Here is an 18492-nt window from a genome sequence, read left to right on the forward strand (position 1 = left end):
GCCGGCACCGGGCCCTCGGATCAGACGGTCGGTCTGATGATGTTCGGGTTCAGGTATTTCGTCGCGATGCGGTCGGGTCCGAGTTCGGTGCCCCACGTGCTCGGATCGGTTGCGACGCGGTAACGGTCGTCGCACTCGAAGGTGCCGGCCTGCGCGGGAAACGCCTGGGTGTATTCGGCGCCGGTGAGCTTCACGACGAGCCCGCAGGTCGCCGGCATGTTGTTCCCGGGATCTGTGACGGCGTGCAGTCCGCCTCCGTCCCACTCGTTGATTCGGGACAGTTCATCGATGACGCACTGACGGGACAGGTCCGATCCGCAGGCGTCCGCAGCGGTCGCCCACAGTAGGAACGAAGAGGTGGCCTGCATGCCGAGCAGCGCGGTCTTGCCGCCCTGCTCGGTGACGAGCTCGACGTACTTCTTCACGGCCGGTACGGCATCGGCGTTTTCGATCATCTGGAAGGTCATGCCGGCGTGGAGGTTGTCGAGCAGACCACTTTCCCCGTTCCATGCCTGGGCGGCGTTGCCGTACCACGTGGCCTCACCGAGCAGGATCGGGTCGATGCCGGCCTGGTCGAGTGCCTTCACGAAGTTGAATTCGGCCGGCACCGGAGAGCGAGAAGTCCACAGGCCCTTGACGCCGCACTGCTTGAACTTCTCGGCGAAGGGCGCGTAGCTCGACTCGCCCTCGTAGTTGAGCGTGACACCGCAGTTCTTCAGGGTGAAGCCGGCGGCCTCGGCAATGGACCGGATCTTGGTGCTCGCCGAGATGATCGTGGGCATCGTGCTGTCGATGACGTCGAACTCGCCGACCAGGTCCGGGTACATCTCGGCGATCTGGAACCACTGGGAGCCGTTCGCGTAGTCGACCGGGAACGGGACGCCCTGGTAGGTCATCGGGCCGTTGGCCGCGTCGGGGGACACGGTGAAGGCGGGGACAGCGGCGAGATTGCACGCGACCCGGGTCTGCTCGGAGGTCTGGTCCATGGCGAAGCCGTGACCGACCATCATGAACTCGCTCGCACACGCGTTCTGCATCACGGCGTTGGCCTGCGTCATCGCAGCGTCGTAGTGGGTACCGACGATGGTGCGGCCGTTGATGCCACCCTGGGCGTTGCACCAGTCGATCATCGCGGAGACGGCGTCACCGATCTCCTTGTTGAGTCCGGGACTCTTCGAGTAGCCCCGGTCGTCGCCGTATCCGATGCGGATCTCGGTATCCGAGACCCCCTGGTCGGTGCTTCCTGCCGCATCACCCGGCCCGCACGGAGATGCGAGGGTTCCGAACGATTCCTCGGCCGTGGGAGCCGCCGCAGCTGCGGCGGCTGCCGCCGGAGCGAGGGCGCCCGCCGACGGGTCGGCGCCACGGTCCGACGCACAAGCGGACGTCGCCACTACGACGGCGAACAGACCCGCCATCGATTTCGAGGCAGCACTGAGTTTCACGACGATGGACTCCTTGGTCTCGGTCTGGGCCGAAGCGCAATTCCGGGGCGCCGGACGGTAGGCCGGGTGTCGCGAAGGTAGCCACCCCGCAGAGTGAGACCTGGGCCACTCTCACTCACCGGGACAAATCTGTGACAGTGGACACAGCGCCTAGGATTCGATGCACCAGGTCACCCGAAACAGTTCTTCGATCCCCCTGTGTACGCCCTGCTGCGCGACGAAACCGTGCGGGACCGAGAAAGGCGAATCCTTGACAGCACAAGCAGATCTGCAGCAGATGTTGCAGCAGGTCGTTTCCCAGCTCACCGGCCCCGGTGGCCGATTCGAAATCGTCGAAGAGGACGTGCGTGGCAACCGGATGCAGGTCATGCGCAACCGCGACCGCCGCATCGGCGACCTCGTCGCCGCGTCCCGGAAATGGGGCGACCGCGACTACCTCGTGACTGCCGATCGTCGCCTCTCGTTCAGTGCGCACGCCGATGCCGTGGCCGCCCTGGCGACCGTCCTGCGCGACGAGCACGGCGTGAAGAAGGGCGACCGCGTCGCGCTTCTCGCGGCCAATTCCCCCGAATGGATCATCACCTTCTGGGCCGCTCAGTGTCTGGGCGCAATCGCAGTGGGCCTGAACTCCTGGTGGACGCCGCCCGAAATTGCCTACGGCGTGAACTTGGTTCGGCCCAAGGTGATCGTCGCCGACGCCAAGCGCGCCGAGTTGCTGGCGAGAGCAGAGGTCTCCGGGTTCGATCTGCTCACCACCGAGCAGGACGTGCCTCGGATCGTGGCCGCCGCGTCCGGCGCCGAACTGCCGTCGGCCGACGTGGAGGAGGACGATCCCGCGGTCATCCTGTTCACGAGCGGTACCAGTGGGCGTCCCAAGGGGGCACTGCACTCCCACCGCAACGTGCTCGCCGTCGTCGACTATCACCGATACTCCGACGCGCTGGTTGCCGCGATGCAGCAGCGCCCCTATGACGACTCGGTGCCCAGCGACAACCGGTACCTCCTGACCTCACCGTTGTTCCACATCGCGAGCCTGCACAACCTTGCGGTGCCGCGACTCGCAACGGGAAGCGCCGCTGTCATGACGGAAGGCGGGTTCGACGTCGACAAGGTCTTCACGCTCATCGAGCGCGAGAGGGTGACCAACTGGGGTGCGGTGCCGACGATGGCTTCGCGCATGCTCGAGCACGAGAACACCGACAGGTACGACCTCGGCTCGCTCACTGCGTTCGCGCTGGCTTCTGCTCCGTCCTCCCCCGCGTTCAAGCAACGCCTGCAGGCGAAGTTCCCCTTCGCGCGACAGGCTCTGGTGGACAGCTACGGTCTGACCGAGTGCAGCACCGCGATCGCCATGGCGACGGCCCCGGAAATCGAGGCTTTCCCCGGAACCCTCGGCTCCCCCATCATCACGGTGAGCATGGAGATCCGCGATCCGTTCGGCGAACGGGTGCCCGACGGCACCGAGGGCGAGATCTGCGTCCGCAGTCCCTACGTAATGCTCGGCTACTGGGAGGATCCGGCCGCAACGGACGCGGCCATCACCCCGGAGGGATGGTTGCGTACCGGCGACTACGGCACGATCGAGAACGGACGCCTGCGGCTCACGGGCCGGCGGTCCGATCTCATCCTGCGCGGTGGCGAGAACGTCTATCCCACGGAGATCGAACAGCGCCTCGACGAGCACCCCGACGTCGTCGAGAGCGCCGTGATCGGCGTGGACCACGAGGATCTGGGACAGGAGGTCGCCGCCGTCGTCGTGCTGCGACCCGGCAGCACGATCACCGAGGACGAGTTGCGAGCCTTCTGCGCCGAGCGACTGGCCTACTACAAGGTCCCCACCGTCTGGCGGATCACGCAGGATCTGCTCCCCCGCAACGCGACCGGCAAGATCATCCGACGCTCGATCACCGCCTGATCGGCGAGCACACCGGTCACTCGCCGAGCCCGAACAGCGAGGCGGCGTTGTCGCGGCACACCGCGCGGATCCACTCGCTGTCGGGCGCGACGCGTTCGAGCACCTCGAGCTGGTGGAGATAGCCGTACGGGATGTTCGGAAAATCCGTGCCGAGCAGGATCTTCCGGCGCAGCGTGTCGAGGCGCGGCAACTGATCCTTCGGGAAGGGTGTGTCCTCCTCGACGAAATCGGTGAACGCCATCGTCGTGTCGAGATGCACCCGCTCGTAGTGCTCCGCGAGGTCGAGGAACTCGCGGTACTCGGGCAGACCCATGTGCGCGACGATCACCGTCAGCTGCGGGTACCGGCGCATGAGCTCCCGCATCGGGGCGGGACCGGTGTACGTGCCGGGCGCCGGGCCCGATCCGCAGTGCACGACGATGGGCACGCCCGAGTCCTCGAGCAGGCCCCACACGTCGTCGAGGAGCGGGTCGAGCGGCGAGTAGTCGCCGACCTGGATGTGGGATTTGAACACGCGCGCGCCCGCCTCGATCGCCGACGCGACGTACTCCTTCGCGTCGGCCTCCGGGTAGAAGGTGGCGGTGTGGAGGCAGTCGGGGGTCCGGGCCGCGAAGTCGGCCGCCCACGAGTTGAGCCACGCCGCCATCTCCGGCTTGTGCGGGTACAGCATGGCGGTGAACCGGTGCACCCCGAAGTCGCGGAGGCGCGCGACGCGTTCCTCCTCGTCGTGCCGGTAGGTGATCGGCCACGGCCGGCCGACGAGCGGACCCGCGGAGTCGAAGTACGCCCAGACCTTGTCCATGACGCTGCGAGGCATGAAGTGCGTGTGGACGTCGATCAGGTGATCGAGGCCGTGGGTGCTCCGGAACCGTGCGACCGACTCGACTTCGTTCATGCCGCGACCCTATCCGGCGACCCTCGGCAGGGGTGACGTGAGTAGTTGATATTCGCTCCGGGAGATCGTTGTCACATACCCCCAGCAGGACAAAGGTTTGCCTTACCAATACTATATGAAACTTGAATTACCGATCCGCGAGCGTCTTGGCACATGTCAGCACGCCGTCCGACCCTTCCTCGGAGTCACCCGTGAAACTGAATCTCAAGCGCCTGCTCCTCGCACCGGCCCTCGCCGGGGCGCTCGTCCTGACCGCCTGCGGTGACAGCGGTACCGACAGCGCCGACGCCGAGAACGGCGCGACCGTCACCATCGAGACCAACAACGGTGAGATGGAAGTTCCGGCGGACCCCGAGCGTGTGGTGGCCCTCGACAACAAGTCGTTCGAGATGCTGCGCGATTGGGGCATCACGCCCGTCGCCCTGCCGAAGACCCTCCTCCCCAACACGGGCTTCGAGGAGTGGCGTGAGGACGACTCCATCCTCGATGTCGGCACGCACCGCGAGCCGAAGCTCGAACTGGTCAGCGAGGCCGAGCCGGATCTGATCATCGGCGGTTCGCGCTTCACCGAGTTCACCGGAGAACTGTCGAAGATCGCGCCGGTCGTCGACGTCTCCGCGCTGGACGATTCCGAGGGCGGCTACATCCAGGGACTGAAGGATCAGACCCTCGCGCTCGGGCAGATCTTCGAGAAGGAAGCCGAGGCCGAGGCGATCGTTGCCGAGCTCGAGGCTGCAACCGAGGCTGCCCAGGACGCCACGAACGGTGAGAGCGTCTTTCTCGCGGTCGTCGCGGGCGGCAAGATCGACAACGGTGCAGGCCGTATCGGCCGCCTCCTCGAGGGCGCGAACCTGAAGGACGTCTTCGCCGGCGACGCCGGTGATGTCCACGGCGATTCCGGTCTCGCTCCCGAGACCATCGCGCAGGCGAACCCCGACTGGATGATCGTCCTGGACCGCGACTCCGCCACCGCCGTGCCGGGCGAGGAAGCCCCGCAGCCGGCCGCCGCGGTGATCGACGCGCAGGAGGCGTTCGCCAACACCACCTTCGCCACGAAGGACCAGATCATCTACCTGGACGGTGACTTCTACAAGCGTGAGGGCATCGAGTCCTACACCGAAGCGTTCCAGCAGATCGCCGACGCGTTCGAAGCTGCGAACCAGTCGGCACAGTAAGTCCCTGTTGTTCGACGCTCCACAGCAGCCTGCCCCGACCCGGATCACGGGCCGGGGCAGGCTGCGTGTGTGAGCGCACCTTCTCCGGATCCGAGCCCCCATGACGAAGAACAAAGTGCTGCTGCCGGTGATCTCGGTGGTCGTTCTGGCACTGACCGTGGCGTCCCTGATGGTCGGCGGCTACGACATCACCCTCGAGTCGCTGATCCACGACCCTGCGGCCCGCGAGATGTTCTTCATCTCCCGCGTGCCGCGAACCCTCGCCCTGATCTTCGCGGCCGTCGCGATGAGCATCTCGGGCGTGATCATGCAATTGATCACCCAGAACAAGTTCGTCGAACCGACCACCGCAGGCACCGCACAGTGGGCCGGTCTCGGCCTGCTGGCCACATTGATCGTCGTTCCCGACGCGTCGCCGATGGTCAAGATGGTGATCTCGGTGATCTTCGCGTTCGCGGGAACGATGGTCTTCATCGTCGTCCTGCGCCGGATCGCGCTGAAGTCATCGATCATCGTGCCGCTCGTCGGCATCATGCTCGGTGCCGTGGTCGGCTCGATCACCACTTTCCTCGCCGGCAACTTCGACCTGCTGCAGTCGATGTCGGCGTGGCGTTCGGGTGGCTTCAGCAGTGTGGTGCGCGGCTTCTACGAACCGCTGTGGGCGGTGCTCGCCGTCGCCGTCCTCGCCTATCTCCTCGCCGACCGGTTCACCATCGCCGGTCTCGGTAAGGACCTCGCCACCAACGTGGGGTTGAAGTACGAGCAGGTCGTCTTCCTCGGCGTCATGCTCGTCGCGATCGCCACCGGCGTCACCACCGTGGTGGTGGGCTTCATCCCGTTCCTCGGCCTGATCGTCCCGAATCTCGTGTCGATGATGCTCGGCGACGACATGCACAAGAACCTGCCCTGGGTCGCCGTCATCGGCGCCGGACTACTTCTCGCGTGCGACCTCGTCGGCCGCACGATCGTCGCCCCCATGGAGATTCCCGCGTCCGTCGTCCTCGGCGTCGTCGGCGCGGTCGTCTTCATCACTCTCGTTCTGAGGCAGCGTCGTCATGTCAGTGCTTGATTCCGTACGCGCCCGGGCCGTCCCGGCCGGCAAGGGTGAGCGCCGTCGCCTGTCGCCGGGAGTGCGTCTGGCCATCGTCGCCGTGATCGCCGCCGTAGCGGTCGCCTGCTATCTGTTCCTGTTCATCCGCGGCTCGTTCGACTTCACCTTCCCGCGCCGGCTCACCGTCCTGGGAGCCATGCTGGTCGCGGCGTTCGCGCACGGCATGGGGACCGTCGTGTTCCACACGGTCACCGACAACCGCATCCTCACGCCGTCCATCATCGGGTTCGATTCCCTGTACACGCTGATGCAGACGCTGACGGTCTTCTTCTTCGGAGCCACCGCGATCGCGACATCCGAAGGCATCCCGAAGCTCGTCCTCCAGACCGCGCTCATGGTGGCGCTGGCGACCCTGCTCTACCGCTGGTTGTTCTCCGGTCGTTTCGGCAGCCTGTTCCTGATGCTGCTCGTCGGCGTCGTGCTCGGAATGGCGTTCGACAGTCTCTCGACGTTCATCCAGCGAGTACTCTCCCCCACCGAATACGACATGCTCTCGGTCGAGCTGATGGGCCGCCTGTCGTCAGTACCCGGCGACTATCTGCCCCTCGCATTCGGCATCTGCATCGTCGTCGGGGTGATCCTGTGGCGCCGTCGCCACCGTCTCGATGCGCTGCTGCTCGGCCGCGACACCGCGACCAACATCGGTGTCGCCTACAAGCGCGAGTTGACGCTGATGCTCGTCCTCATCGCGTTGCTCGTGGCGTTCGCGACCGCATTGGCCGGGCCCATGACCTTCTTCGGCTTCCTCGTCGCCACCCTCGCCTACCAGATCGCCGGTTCGTACAAGCACCAGTACGTCATGCCCATGGCGTTCCTGCTCGGCGTCATCACCCTCGCCTTCGGCCAGTTCTTCATGCAGCACATCTTCTACGCGGGCGGATTCCTGACGGTGATCATCGAGTTCGTCGGCGGCATCCTGTTCCTGTTCATGCTCCTGAGAAAGGGAACGCTGTGATCGAGTTCCACGACGTCTCGATGTCGTACCAGGACAAGCGGGTCCTCGGACCCGTCTCCGGCACGATCCGCGAGGGCGGCATCACCTCCCTGATCGGACCGAACGGTGCCGGCAAGTCGACGCTCATGACGATCATCGGCCGACTGCTGCAACCCACCAGCGGCACCGTCACCGTCGGCGGACTCGACGTTCGGTCCACGAAGACACAGGAACTGGCCAAGCACCTGTCGATCCTGCGGCAGGAGAACCACATCACCGCACGCCTGACGGTCCGCGAACTGGTCGGCTTCGGTCGATTCCCGCACTGCCAGGGCAGACTCACCGCGGAAGACGTGCGGCACGTCGACGAGGCGATGGAATTCCTCAACCTCACCGACCTCGCAGACCGCTTCCTCGACCAGCTCTCCGGCGGCCAGCGGCAGCGCACCTTCGTGGCGATGGTGCTGGCACAGGACACCAAGTACGTGCTGCTCGACGAGCCGCTCAACAACCTCGACATGAAGCACGCCGTGCTGATGATGCGTCAGCTGCGGCGGGCGGCGGACGAACTGGGCAAGACGATCGTGCTCGTCATCCACGACGTGAACATCGCCGCCGCGTACTCCGATCACATCATCGCGTTGCGCGACGGCCTGATCGTCACCAGCGGAACGTCCGACGAGATCATGCGGGACGCGATCCTCACCGACGTGTTCGATACCCCTGTGACCGTCCACGCGATCAACGGGCAACCCACCGCGGTCTACGCGCGCTGAGCGGAACTTCGCTCAGAACAAGGTCAATTCGGCGTCATCGGCGCGCTTCGGCGGCTTGTGCGCGACCACGGGCGTGCTGGGCACCTCGATCGGTCCGGGCTTCGCCGCGATCTCGCGGGCGGCCTGGCCGGCGAGCGTGTCGGCCATCTCGTTGAAGTGGTTGCCGACGTGGCCGCGCACCCAGCGGAACCGCACCGGACCGGTGCGGTCGGTGAGCTCGCGGTCGATGGCGCGCACGAGTTCGAGGTTCTTCACCGGCGCGCCGGTGGCCGTCTTCCAGCCCTTACGCTTCCATCCGGGCAGCCACTCGGAAGCGCACTTGATCGCGTACTGCGAATCGGATTCGATGATCATCGGCTCGGCGCCGGGATGCGCCCGCAGCGCCTCGAGCACCGCCCGGAGCTCGGCGATCTGATTCGTGCCCGAACGCTCACCGCCCGACGCGCTGCGCCCCTCGTGATTGACCCACGCCCACCCGATGGCGCCACCGGGATTGCGAAGGCAGGATCCGTCGGTGCTCACGATGATCATGCGCCCGACCATATCCCTCCCCTCCGACAGGAGGAAAGTCGCCCGTGTCGCCCGCGCGTGATCATGCTCCTGAGGTCGTCACGGGCGCGCCGACCTGCGCGATTTCGAGCATCTCGCCGATGTCGGTGATCTTCACACGCGGACGCCCCGTCTCTCGCCCACGTGCTCGCTCCGCGCCGTCGATGGCGAGCCATCCCTTCCTGTCGACCACCTCGGGACGGCGGTCACGGACGAGCTCGTCGAGCGCATTGCGCCCGTTGTCGCCGGACGGGTCCGGAAGTCGGCCGGCCAGGAAGTCGTCGATGAGCGCCGTCATTGTGTCGTGTGCGCACTGTTTGTTGGTGCCGATCACCCCGGACGGCCCCCGTTTGACCCAGCCTGTCGTGTAGACCCCGGGTAGGGAACTCCCGGTTCGCGGATCCATGACCCTGCCGTCGAGGTTGGGTATCACGCCCGCTCGGTCGTCGAACGGCACACCGGGAACCGATCTGCCGCGGAAGCCGATCGACCGCAGCACCAGTCCCGTCTCGATGACCTCGCGATGCTCGGTTGCGCGAGCGGTGACGGTTCCGCCGTCGCTTCTCACGAGCTCGTTGCGGGCGATCTCCACGCCCTCGACCCGGTCCTCCCCGAGGATGCGTGTCGGTGACGCCAGGTAACGGAGGACGATCCGTTTGTGGGCCGGGTCGGGAACCGCTGCGGCGTATTCGCGCGCGACGCGGGTCTTGAGATCCGTGGTGAAGGGCACCTCCGCATCGGGGACGTGCCCCGCTTCGAGTTCGTCCGGATCGACCACGACATCCACGCCGGGGAGACGTCCCAGGGCGAGCAGTTCGGGCGTCGTGTAGGCGGCCTGTGCCGCTCCTCGCCTTCCCAGCACGACGACTTCACGGATCCGGCTGTCACGCAGCGCCTCCAGAGCGTGCTCGGCCATGTCGCTCCGGACGAGATCGTCCGGATCCGTCACCAGCATGCGGGCGATGTCGAGCGCGACGTTCCCGTTCCCGACGATCACCGCGCGCTCGCTGCGCAGATCGAACGTCCGGTGCGCGTAGTCCGGATGCCCGTTGTACCAGGCCACGAATTCTGTGGCCGATTCACTACCGGGTAGGTCGGCGCCCGGAACATCGAGTCTGCGATCGTCGAGCGCACCGACCGCATAGACCACGGCATGGTGGTGCTCGAGCAGTTCGTCGTGTGTGAGGTGCCGGCCGATCTCGACGTTGAGGTGGAAGCGGAGTCCCGGCTTGCCGGTGATCCTCCGGAAGACATCGGTCACGGCCTTGGTGGCGAGATGATCGGGTGCGACGCCGGCACGTACGAGTCCCCACGGCGTCGGAAGCCGTTCGAACATCTCGACTTCCACGCTGCCGTTGGGCATCCGTCCCATCAACTCGGCCGCAGCGTAGATACCGGCCGGTCCCGAGCCCACCACCGCGACCCGCAGCGGTGTTTCCTGCTTCGGAATCCTGGCCGAAGTCGGCTTCTCGTACGGGATCCCGGAGGAGACGAGGGGGTGCCGTTCGAAGTACTCCGCGTTGATCTCACGGAAGCGCACCTGGCCTTCCGGCAGTTCGTCCTCGTGGTGGATCGCCTCGACCGGACATGCCTCCATGCACGCCCCGCAGTCGATGCAGGTCTTCGGATCGATGTAGAGCATCTCCGTGGACCGGAACTGCGGGTCGTCGGGGGTCGGCCGAATGCAGTCGACAGGACACACCTGGACACAGGCGGCATCGTTACAGCAGGGCTGTGTCACGACGAAGGACAAGGGGACTCCTCGAACGAAGCGAAGCCGAAAGGTCGGATCGCAGAACTCAGTGGGAATACACGGCCAGGTCGAACACCGACAGGAAGGTCAGTGCGTGGTCGGTTGCGAAGTCGATGCTCTCCTTCTCGGTCGCCATCCTCGTCGGATCGACTGGGGACACCGGTTCGCACAGTGCGGCCATCGGTCGGACACCGGCGACCTTCATCAACTGCACGACGGATTCGGCGAATCCCGCACCGCCGTTCCGTGCGATGACGGGGGCCACGTGACCCGGCCGGGACAGCGCCGACGGACCGGTCCGCGGGTCCGCGACTGTCCTGATCGTGTGGGCCCGGTCGGCCGCGGAGATGCCGGTGGTCACACCCTCCACTGCATCCACGGTCACTGCCGGTACCGAACTGTTCGTATCACCGAACGGCCACATGCACGGAAGATGAAGGCGTTCGCAATCCTCTCGAGGTACCGCGACTTCCACGTAACCCGAGGTGTGACGGATCATGAATGCCAACGATTCGGTGGTCGCATGTTCGGCTGCCACGACCAGCCTCGACTCCCCACGAGCGGGATCGAGCAGGACTATCGTCCTGCCTGCGGCGACGTCGGCGGCAGCACGCCGGACACGGGCACCGGCCGGGCAGCGCGCGTCGACACGGAACGTGCGACGGATATCAGCGATCGACATAGTTGCCCCTCTACTGCTCTGCGGCCCTGGTCCGCTTGGCCATGAATGCCTCGACGGCATTGCGGAATTCGTCCGTGGTGGTCAGTCGGATCTGACCCTCGCGTTCCCGGGCGAACGCACGCTCGAGTTCGTCGAGGGTGGCACCGTTGATCGCGAATTTCGTCTCCGTGACCGCTTCGCGCGACACCGTGCTCAACCGGGAGATCAGGGCACCGAGTTCCGACTCGAAGACATCGGGTTCGTACACCGCGGCAACCAGGCCGGTACGGAACGCGTCGGATGCGCTCACGCGTTCTCCGAGCAGCGATATGCGCAGGGACACCGCGCGGCCGACCGATGCCGCGACGAGAGCGGTGGCACCGCCGTCGGGCATGAGACCGATCGAGGTGAACGGCATCGAGAAGTAGCTGTCGGACCGGACGACCGTCATGTCCGCAGCGAGAGCGATCGATACACCCACCCCGATCGCGGGTCCGCGAACCGCCGCGACGACAGTGCAGGGTACGCGTGTGATCGCAGCGATGCAGCGGGCGGCCGCGTCGGAGGTGCCGGCGGTGTTCTCGACCGACAGCGGATCCTCGACGTCGAGATCACCACCGGCACAGAAGGCTCGGCCCGTGCCCGACACCACGATCACCCGCACCGCGGGATCGTCGCCGGCGGCCTCGATCGCATCGGCCAGACGGTGCAGCGTCTCCTTGTCGACGGCGTTCATCCGCTCGGGTCGATCGATCAGGATGTGGCGGACCGAACCATCGTCGGCAATGCTGACGGTCATGACAGGACCTTCCTGACGAAGTCGGCGATCTCGGTGACACCGTCGCGTGCTCGTGGGAGGAAATCGGTGAACAGCGTCCACGCATGGCAGGTGTCCGCGTAGACGGACAGTGTGCTGTCGCCACCGGCCTCTCGCACCCGCCGGTCGATCCGCACCGCGTCGTCGAGCAGGATCTCGCTGTCGCTGGCCAGCAACAGGATCGGTGGAAGCGCGGACAGATCGGCGAAGACGGGTGAGGCGAGCGGGTGGTCCCGGTCGTGCCCGCGGAGGTAGGTCGCCGCGAGCATGCCGAGGGAACGCTCCGTGATGACCGGATCGGTGTCGCGGTTGGTGGCGACGCTCTCCCCCGACGCGGTGAAATCCGCCAGCGGCGACACTGCCACCGCAACCGCGGGGAGCGCTGCTCCGCGGTCCCGGGTGTGCACCAGCGTCGCCACAGTGAGTCCACCGCCGGCGGAATCACCGCCGACAGCAACGTGTTCCGGACCGTACTCGGAGACGAGCGCATCGATCACCGTAGCGGCGTCGTCGAGCGCCGCCGGAAACGGATGTTCCGGAGCGAGTCGATAATCGGGGAGGACGACCGCCGAGCCGAGACCGCGTGACAGGGCCGCGGCTGCATGCCGGTATCCGTGAGGACTGCCCATGACGTAGCCACCGCCGTGGAACCAGACGAGAACGTTGTCGTCGATGTCCGATCCGGCCGTCACGCGCAGCGATTCGACTCCGCCGACGACGACTTCCTCGACGGAGACGTCCTCCGCGAGCTCGGATTCGAGCATCATCGTGTCGAGATTGTGCCGGAGTTCGGCGAGCGACAGCCGGCCGTTCCCGAACACGGCGGCGAAGGATTCTCTGGCCCTCCGCAGCGCCGCGTCGGAATCCGTTGCGCTCTCGACCTGTTCCGCATATGTCATCGTTGCGCTCCACTGCCGGTCGTGGCCGTCTCGGGAAGTGCTGCGTGGGTTCCGAACACCCGCGCGTGGTAGGTCAGAGGTGCGATCTCCGCACTCGCGACCTGCACCACCCGGCCGAAGACGACGGTGTGGTCCGCCGCGTCGACGGTGTCCATCACCTCGGCTGCGAGCCAGTGCGGGACGTCGGCCAGGCGCGGCACTCCTGCGTCGGCTCGCCAGGACACCCCGTCGAATTTGTCGGTGCCCTTGCGGGCGAACTGCGCGGCGAGCGCGGACTGGGCACTGCCCAGGACGTTCATGCCGAAGGTGCCCGAGCGGAGGACGAGGGACAGCAGGTCCGAACCGCGATCGAGGGAGACGAGGACCGACGGTGGGGACATCGACAACGAAGCGAATGCACTGACCGTCGTGCCGTGAGGACGTTCACCGTCCATCGCCGTCACCACCGCGACGGGCGTGCACACCGCAGACATGGCGTCGCGGAATCGCATCGCCAGATCGTCGAGTTGTCGTTCGGCCATCTCGGGCGCCTTTCGTATGTACTGTTCGGGTCGGGACGAGTCGGAAATATCCGCCCCGACCGTCGCTTTGGGACGCGGGTGCCGCACCGCCGGCGCGGCACCCGCGGGCCTGGTGTCGGACCGTCAGAGTCCGAGGTTCTTCTTGATGAACGCTCCGGCTTCGTCAACAGCCTGGATGCCTTCGGGAAGGATGGACGAGAACAGGGGCCACACGTGGACCATGTCGTCGTAGGTGGACACGCTCGCCGAGCCGCCGCGTTCGATGATTCCTGCCGCGGCCCGACGCGAGTCGTCGAGAAGGACCTCGCGGGAGCCGACGAGGAACAGCGCGGGCGGAAGGTCGTGCAGGTCGGCGAAGAGCGGTGATGCCAGGGGGTCCTTCGGATCGTGCCCCTGCAGATACGCCTCGCCGACATTGCCGATGGAGCCACGCGAGACCGCGACGTCCTGGCCGTCGAACTCGTCCACGCTGCTGCCGCTCGCCGTGAGATCGAGCATTGCCGAGATGAACACGACTGCAGCAGGAATCTTTTCGCCCTTGTCGCGAACCGCCGTCAGGGCAGCGAGCGCGAGCCCGCCTCCGGCGGAGTCCCCACCGGCAGCAACGTTGCCGGCACCGTACTGCGTGACCAGAGCCGACACGACCGCGACACCGTCGTCGACCGCAGCCGGGAACGGGTTCTCCGGTGCTCGTCGATAGTCGGGCAGGACGACGGTCACGCCGGATGCACGCGACAGGTTGTGTCCGAGCTCCTGGAACCCGCGTGGGCTGCCCATGATGTATCCGCCACCGTGGAACCACACGAGGACCTTGTCCTGTGCCGCGCCTTCGGCGGTGACGAACAGGACGGGAACGCCACCGACCTCACCTTCGACCGGTTCGACCCCCTCGGGCAGGGGGAACTGCAGGAACAACCGGTCGTAGGCCTCACGCAGATCGTCGACCGTCGCAGTCGCGGGGTCGGGGAAGCCTTCCACCCACATCTTCTCGGCACGTACGAGCGCTTCGCTCCTGGCCATGGATCCTCCGAAAGATCGAGTCCGAATCCCGACGACGCATCAAGTCGGGTTGTGAGCGATGTTACATAGTTACCATTAACTATGGAAGACATTTCCCTGGACTTTTTTGCTGAGAGACCATGTGTAGCCATAACGGGTGTTCACGGTGTTAAATTCCGGGGAGTAGTCGCCACGGCCTGCACCGAGACCGGTCCACGCCCGGCGAAACCTGTGCCCGATGCGGCACCGACACCGGCATCTCCTCGCCCCCCGACCCCGCCGTATCACCGACATTCCGCCCAGACGATCCCTCTAGATCGGAGGTCCCCGACCATGACTCTCATCTCGGACGACGAATCCTCGCGCACACAGCATTTCGATGCTCGCGCAACCTCGTCGTTGGAACGTGTGCTGAACCCGTCGACCATCGCGATCGTCGGGTTGAGCGACAAGTCGCCGGTCGCGCCCTTCATCCGGCCGACACTCGACAGCGCTGCACGGGTCTACTTCGTCCATCCGAGTGCACCCACGGTCCTCGGTCGGCCCACCCACCGCTCGGTGACGGAGATTCCGGAACCGATCGACGCAGTGCTGTCCGTGATGTCCGCCGAGCGCACGGTGGCGCTGGCCGAGGAGTGTGCAGAACTCGACTGCGGAGGACTCGTCATCTACGCCGCCGGCTTCGCAGAGGTCGGGCGGGAGGGCGAGGAGTTGCAGCGTCGGCTCGTCGCCGCCGCGGAGCGCGGCAACATGGCGCTCGTCGGCCCGAACAGCCTGGGGTATATCAGCGTTCCCCGCAGCCTCAACCTGACGGCATCGGCCGACTACCGCCCGCCGGCCGGTGGCGTATCGATCGTCTCCCACAGCGGCGCCATGATCGGAGGCGTCGCGGTCACTGCGGGTCGCCGCACCGGTATCGGCATCTCCCGCCTCATCTCCGCGGGGAACGAAGCAACCACCGACATCGCCGACTACCTCGACTTCCTGGCCTCCGATCCGGAGACCGCCGCCATCGGCCTCATCGTGGAGGGCATCCGCCGCCCCGAGGCGTTCTTCCGCGCGGCCCGGCGGTGCATCGCCGCGGGCAAACCCGTCGTGGCCCTCAAACTCGCACGGAGCAGCCGCACCCAGCAGATGGCCGCCTCGCACACCGGCGCCCTCGCCGGAAACGCGTGGGCCTACGACGTGGCGTTCCGGCGGGCAGGTATCCACCTCGCACACGACCTCGAGGAGCTCGTCGACCGGCTCTCGATCGTCGGGCAGCTCGATCCCGCCAAGTGGAACACCGTCGAACGTGTGGGGGTCGTCGCGGGAACAGGAGGTTTCGCCTCTCTCGCATACGATCTGGCCGAAGCCGAAGGACTCTCGCTGCCTCCTCTCGACGACCTCGCCGAGTGGGTCCGCACCACCATCCCCGGCATCACCGTCCCCAATCCCCTCGACACCACCGGTTTCGGCGCGACCTTCTGGACGGACATCGTCGAACGCTATGTCGGTTCCCCCGAGCTCGATGCGGTCGTGTTCGTGAACATGTGGGGCGAGACCGACGACTCCCCCGTATACCGTCGCCTCATCGACGACGTCGTACAGGCCGCACGACGGTTCGGAAAACCCGTCGCCATCGCGGCCGGCGCGGGCCCGGTCGGTTCGTTCGCCGAGGAAGTGATCGGTGACGACGGAAGTGTGGCTCTCGGATACGGGTTGCGGGGCACTCTTCGCGGTCTCCGGACGATGGGCACCTTCGTGCGCGATCGAGCGGTCCATCGTCCGCTCGCCGAACCCGTCGCACCGGTCGCTCGTCCGGCCGTCCCCACCATCGACACCGGTGACGGACGACGGTTCCTCCCGTTCTCGCAGGCCATGGAGTTGCTGCAGCGTTTCGGCATCCCGACCGCGCCGTACTGCACGGTCGACTCCGAGGGCCGTGCCGCGCCGGACTTCGCCGGCCCCTATGCGGTGAAGCTCGCCGATGTCCCGCACCGCACCGAACTCGGCGCCGTGGCTCTGAACGTCGACGCGGCGGACCTCGAGGACACGGTGAGCCGCATGCGCGAACTTGCGCATCGGCACGGCGTCCCCGACCTCGTCGCCGTCCAGCCCATGACCACTGCCAGGGGTGAGCTGCTGGTGGGGATCGAGGGCCGCAGCGAACTCGGCCCCATGGTGGTGCTGGGAATCGGCGGCATCCTGGTCGAGATCCTCGAACGAGTCGGCGGGCGCCCGGCACCCTTGACCAGGATCGACGCCGAAGAGCTGATCGAGGAGTTCCGCGATCTGAAGCTGATGCACGGCTACCGTGGCTCGGCCCCGTGGAATCTGGAGCAGCTCACGGAACTGCTCGTCGGTTTCGGAAAGCTCGCCGCAGCGTGCCACGAGTGGATCGAATCGCTCGACATCAACCCGCTCCTCGTCACCGACGACGGGCTGGTCGCGGTCGACGCTCTGTGCATCGTGCGCGCCGAAGAAAAGGATCCGCGATGACCCACGAGGCAACGGTCCGGTGTGGCAACGACATCCGGACCCATGCGCAGATCCGCGAGCGGGCGGCACGGATCGCCGGGGCCATGGCGGGCCTCGGTGTGGAGCACGGTGATCGCTACGCACTGGTGATGCGCAACGAGATCGGCTTCGTCGAGGCCACGCTCGCCGGCGCTGCGATCGGCGCCGTGCCCGTTCCCGCGAACTGGCACGGCAACACCGACGATCTCGGCCACGTACTCGCGGACAGCGGCGCCCGGGTCGTGCTGGTGCACACCGACCTGTTGTCGAAGGTCGAATCCGTGTTGCCCTCCGACGCGCGGATCGTCGAGGTCCCGGTCCCGGCGGTACTGGCAGACGCCTACGGCACCGACATCCCGTCGTTGTCGGGGCGGTACCCGAACATCGAGGATCTGATCGCCGCTCACGAACCGCACACGACCGGGATCACGGATCCCCCGATGAGCGTCATCTACACGTCGGGCACCACCGGCCGCCCCAAGGGCATCCTGCGGCGACCGACGCCGCCGGAGAAGGTCGCGGCCCTGCACGGCGTCGTCATCGAGGCGTTCGCGTTCGGTAAGGCGCGATCGACCCTGGTCGCCGCCCCGATGTACCACACCGCCCCGAACACCCAGTTCCAGTTCGCGTTCGCCCTGGGGATGGACGTGGAGATCATGCCGCGATTCGATCCGGAAGGCCTTCTCCGGACGATCGAGGAACGCCGGATCGAACATCTGCAGGTGGTTCCCACCATGTTCGTCCGATTGCTGAAACTGCCGGAAGACGTCCGCGCACGGTACGACCTGTCGTCCCTGACCTCGGTCGTCCACGCCGCCGCACCGTGCCCACCCGACGTCAAGCGCGCCGTGATCGATTGGCTCGGTCCCATCGTCCACGAGTACTACGGTGGCTCCGAATCCGGTGCTGCCGTGTGTTGTACGAGCGAGGAATGGCTCGCTCATCCGGGAACCGTGGGCAGGCCGCTGTCCGACGCTGCGGTCCGCATCGTGGGTGCCGACGGCAACGATGCACCCGTAGGTGAGGACGGCGACATCTATCTGAGACCGTTCTCCGCCTGGCCCGATTTCACCTATCTGGGTGACGACGCCAAGCGGCGCGGGATGGAGATCGACGGCTACGTCACGGTGGGCGACATCGGACATGTGGACGCCGACGGATTCCTGTATCTGAGCGATCGCCGCAACGACATGATCATCTCCGGTGGCGTCAACATCTATCCCGCCGAGATCGAAGCGGTGATCCTCGGCCTCGACCGCGTCGCCGATGCGGCGGTGTTCGGGATCCCCGATCCCGAGTTCGGCGAAGCCATCGCTGCACACATCCAACCCGATCCCGGTGCGACCCTCACCGAGGACGACGTTCGTCGCCACGTCGAGATGCGCCTTGCCCGATTCAAGGTGCCGAAGGTCGTGGTGTTCGAGGAGAGCCTGCCCCGGGAGGACACCGGGAAGTTGTTCAAGCGCCGACTGAAGGCACCGTACTGGGAGGAGCAGGTAGCAGACTCGGCCGTCGGTACGCCCTGACCGCCGTCTCCGCATAC

At 66.3% G+C, this 18492-nt stretch carries 16 protein-coding genes; 7 read left to right on the forward strand and 9 right to left on the reverse strand.

The window, feature by feature from the left end:
* Window positions 1-20: 20 nt before the first annotated feature.
* Complete coding sequence (locus tag ACWPOC_RS11765) at window positions 21-1418, reverse strand: ABC transporter substrate-binding protein (protein WP_174247105.1); 1398 nt, start codon at window positions 1416-1418, stop codon at window positions 21-23.
* Window positions 1419-1695: 277 nt separating this feature from the next.
* Between ACWPOC_RS11765 and ACWPOC_RS11770 the strand changes: the two genes are divergently transcribed.
* Window positions 1696-3360 (forward strand): class I adenylate-forming enzyme family protein, encoded by a 1665-nt coding sequence (locus ACWPOC_RS11770; protein ID WP_026061188.1) that lies wholly within the window; start codon window positions 1696-1698, stop codon window positions 3358-3360.
* 16 nt (window positions 3361-3376) lie between these two features.
* On the opposite strand, the gene ACWPOC_RS11775 is transcribed toward ACWPOC_RS11770, so the two are convergent.
* The gene (locus ACWPOC_RS11775; RefSeq protein ID WP_159417352.1) at window positions 3377-4255 is read right to left on the reverse strand and encodes an amidohydrolase family protein; all 879 of its coding nucleotides are present in this window, start codon (window positions 4253-4255) and stop codon (window positions 3377-3379) included.
* 191 nt (window positions 4256-4446) lie between these two features.
* On the opposite strand from ACWPOC_RS11775, the gene ACWPOC_RS11780 reads away from it, so the two are divergent.
* From ACWPOC_RS11780 to ACWPOC_RS11795, 4 genes are all read left to right on the forward strand, one after another.
* A complete protein-coding gene (locus tag ACWPOC_RS11780; protein ID WP_159417351.1) occupies window positions 4447-5430 on the forward strand; it encodes an ABC transporter substrate-binding protein in 984 nt (327 codons plus the stop codon).
* Between the two features lie 100 nt (window positions 5431-5530).
* On the forward strand, window positions 5531-6499 hold the full coding sequence (locus tag ACWPOC_RS11785) for an ABC transporter permease (RefSeq protein WP_159417350.1): 969 nt from the start codon (window positions 5531-5533) through the stop codon (window positions 6497-6499).
* A complete protein-coding gene (locus ACWPOC_RS11790; RefSeq protein WP_225623664.1) occupies window positions 6486-7496 on the forward strand; it encodes an iron chelate uptake ABC transporter family permease subunit in 1011 nt (336 codons plus the stop codon). Before ACWPOC_RS11785 ends, ACWPOC_RS11790 begins: the two co-directional genes overlap by 14 nt.
* Entirely contained in the window at window positions 7493-8251 is a 759-nt protein-coding gene (locus tag ACWPOC_RS11795) for an iron ABC transporter ATP-binding protein (RefSeq protein ID WP_455408671.1), read from the forward strand. The genes ACWPOC_RS11790 and ACWPOC_RS11795 overlap by 4 nt, the downstream gene beginning before the upstream one ends.
* Before the next feature lie 12 nt (window positions 8252-8263).
* On the opposite strand, the gene ACWPOC_RS11800 is transcribed toward ACWPOC_RS11795, so the two are convergent.
* From ACWPOC_RS11800 to ACWPOC_RS11830, 7 genes are all read right to left on the reverse strand, one after another.
* Entirely contained in the window at window positions 8264-8782 is a 519-nt protein-coding gene (locus tag ACWPOC_RS11800; RefSeq protein ID WP_455408672.1) for a ribonuclease H family protein, read from the reverse strand.
* 61 nt (window positions 8783-8843) lie between these two features.
* Window positions 8844-10553, reverse strand: a complete 1710-nt coding sequence (locus tag ACWPOC_RS11805) for an FAD-dependent oxidoreductase (protein WP_455408673.1) — start codon at window positions 10551-10553, stop codon at window positions 8844-8846.
* A gap of 46 nt (window positions 10554-10599) precedes the next feature.
* The gene (locus ACWPOC_RS11810) at window positions 10600-11295 is read right to left on the reverse strand and encodes a 3,4-dihydroxy-2-butanone-4-phosphate synthase (protein WP_455408674.1); all 696 of its coding nucleotides are present in this window, start codon (window positions 11293-11295) and stop codon (window positions 10600-10602) included.
* Window positions 11246-12013 carry an enoyl-CoA hydratase-related protein gene (locus tag ACWPOC_RS11815; protein ID WP_455408675.1) on the reverse strand — a complete coding sequence of 256 codons (768 nt, stop codon included), beginning with the start codon at window positions 12011-12013 and terminating at the stop codon, window positions 11246-11248. The genes ACWPOC_RS11810 and ACWPOC_RS11815 overlap by 50 nt, the downstream gene beginning before the upstream one ends.
* On the reverse strand, window positions 12010-12930 hold the full coding sequence (locus ACWPOC_RS11820; RefSeq protein ID WP_455408676.1) for an alpha/beta hydrolase: 921 nt from the start codon (window positions 12928-12930) through the stop codon (window positions 12010-12012). Before ACWPOC_RS11820 ends, ACWPOC_RS11815 begins: the two co-directional genes overlap by 4 nt.
* On the reverse strand, window positions 12927-13451 hold the full coding sequence (locus tag ACWPOC_RS11825) for a flavin reductase family protein (protein ID WP_120280589.1): 525 nt from the start codon (window positions 13449-13451) through the stop codon (window positions 12927-12929). The genes ACWPOC_RS11820 and ACWPOC_RS11825 overlap by 4 nt, the downstream gene beginning before the upstream one ends.
* Window positions 13452-13574: 123 nt before the next feature.
* Window positions 13575-14471: an alpha/beta hydrolase fold domain-containing protein gene (locus ACWPOC_RS11830; RefSeq protein ID WP_455408677.1), complete on the reverse strand. Its 897-nt coding sequence runs from the start codon at window positions 14469-14471 to the stop codon at window positions 13575-13577.
* Window positions 14472-14783: 312 nt separating this feature from the next.
* On the opposite strand from ACWPOC_RS11830, the gene ACWPOC_RS11835 reads away from it, so the two are divergent.
* Together ACWPOC_RS11835 and ACWPOC_RS11840 are read left to right on the forward strand one after the other, a co-directional pair.
* Entirely contained in the window at window positions 14784-16931 is a 2148-nt protein-coding gene (locus tag ACWPOC_RS11835) for an acetate--CoA ligase family protein (protein WP_455408678.1), read from the forward strand.
* Window positions 16928-18475 (forward strand): AMP-binding protein, encoded by a 1548-nt coding sequence (locus ACWPOC_RS11840; RefSeq protein ID WP_455408679.1) that lies wholly within the window; start codon window positions 16928-16930, stop codon window positions 18473-18475. Before ACWPOC_RS11835 ends, ACWPOC_RS11840 begins: the two co-directional genes overlap by 4 nt.
* Window positions 18476-18492 lie beyond the last annotated feature (17 nt).

This window comes from Rhodococcus sp. 5G237 (assembly GCF_053764735.1).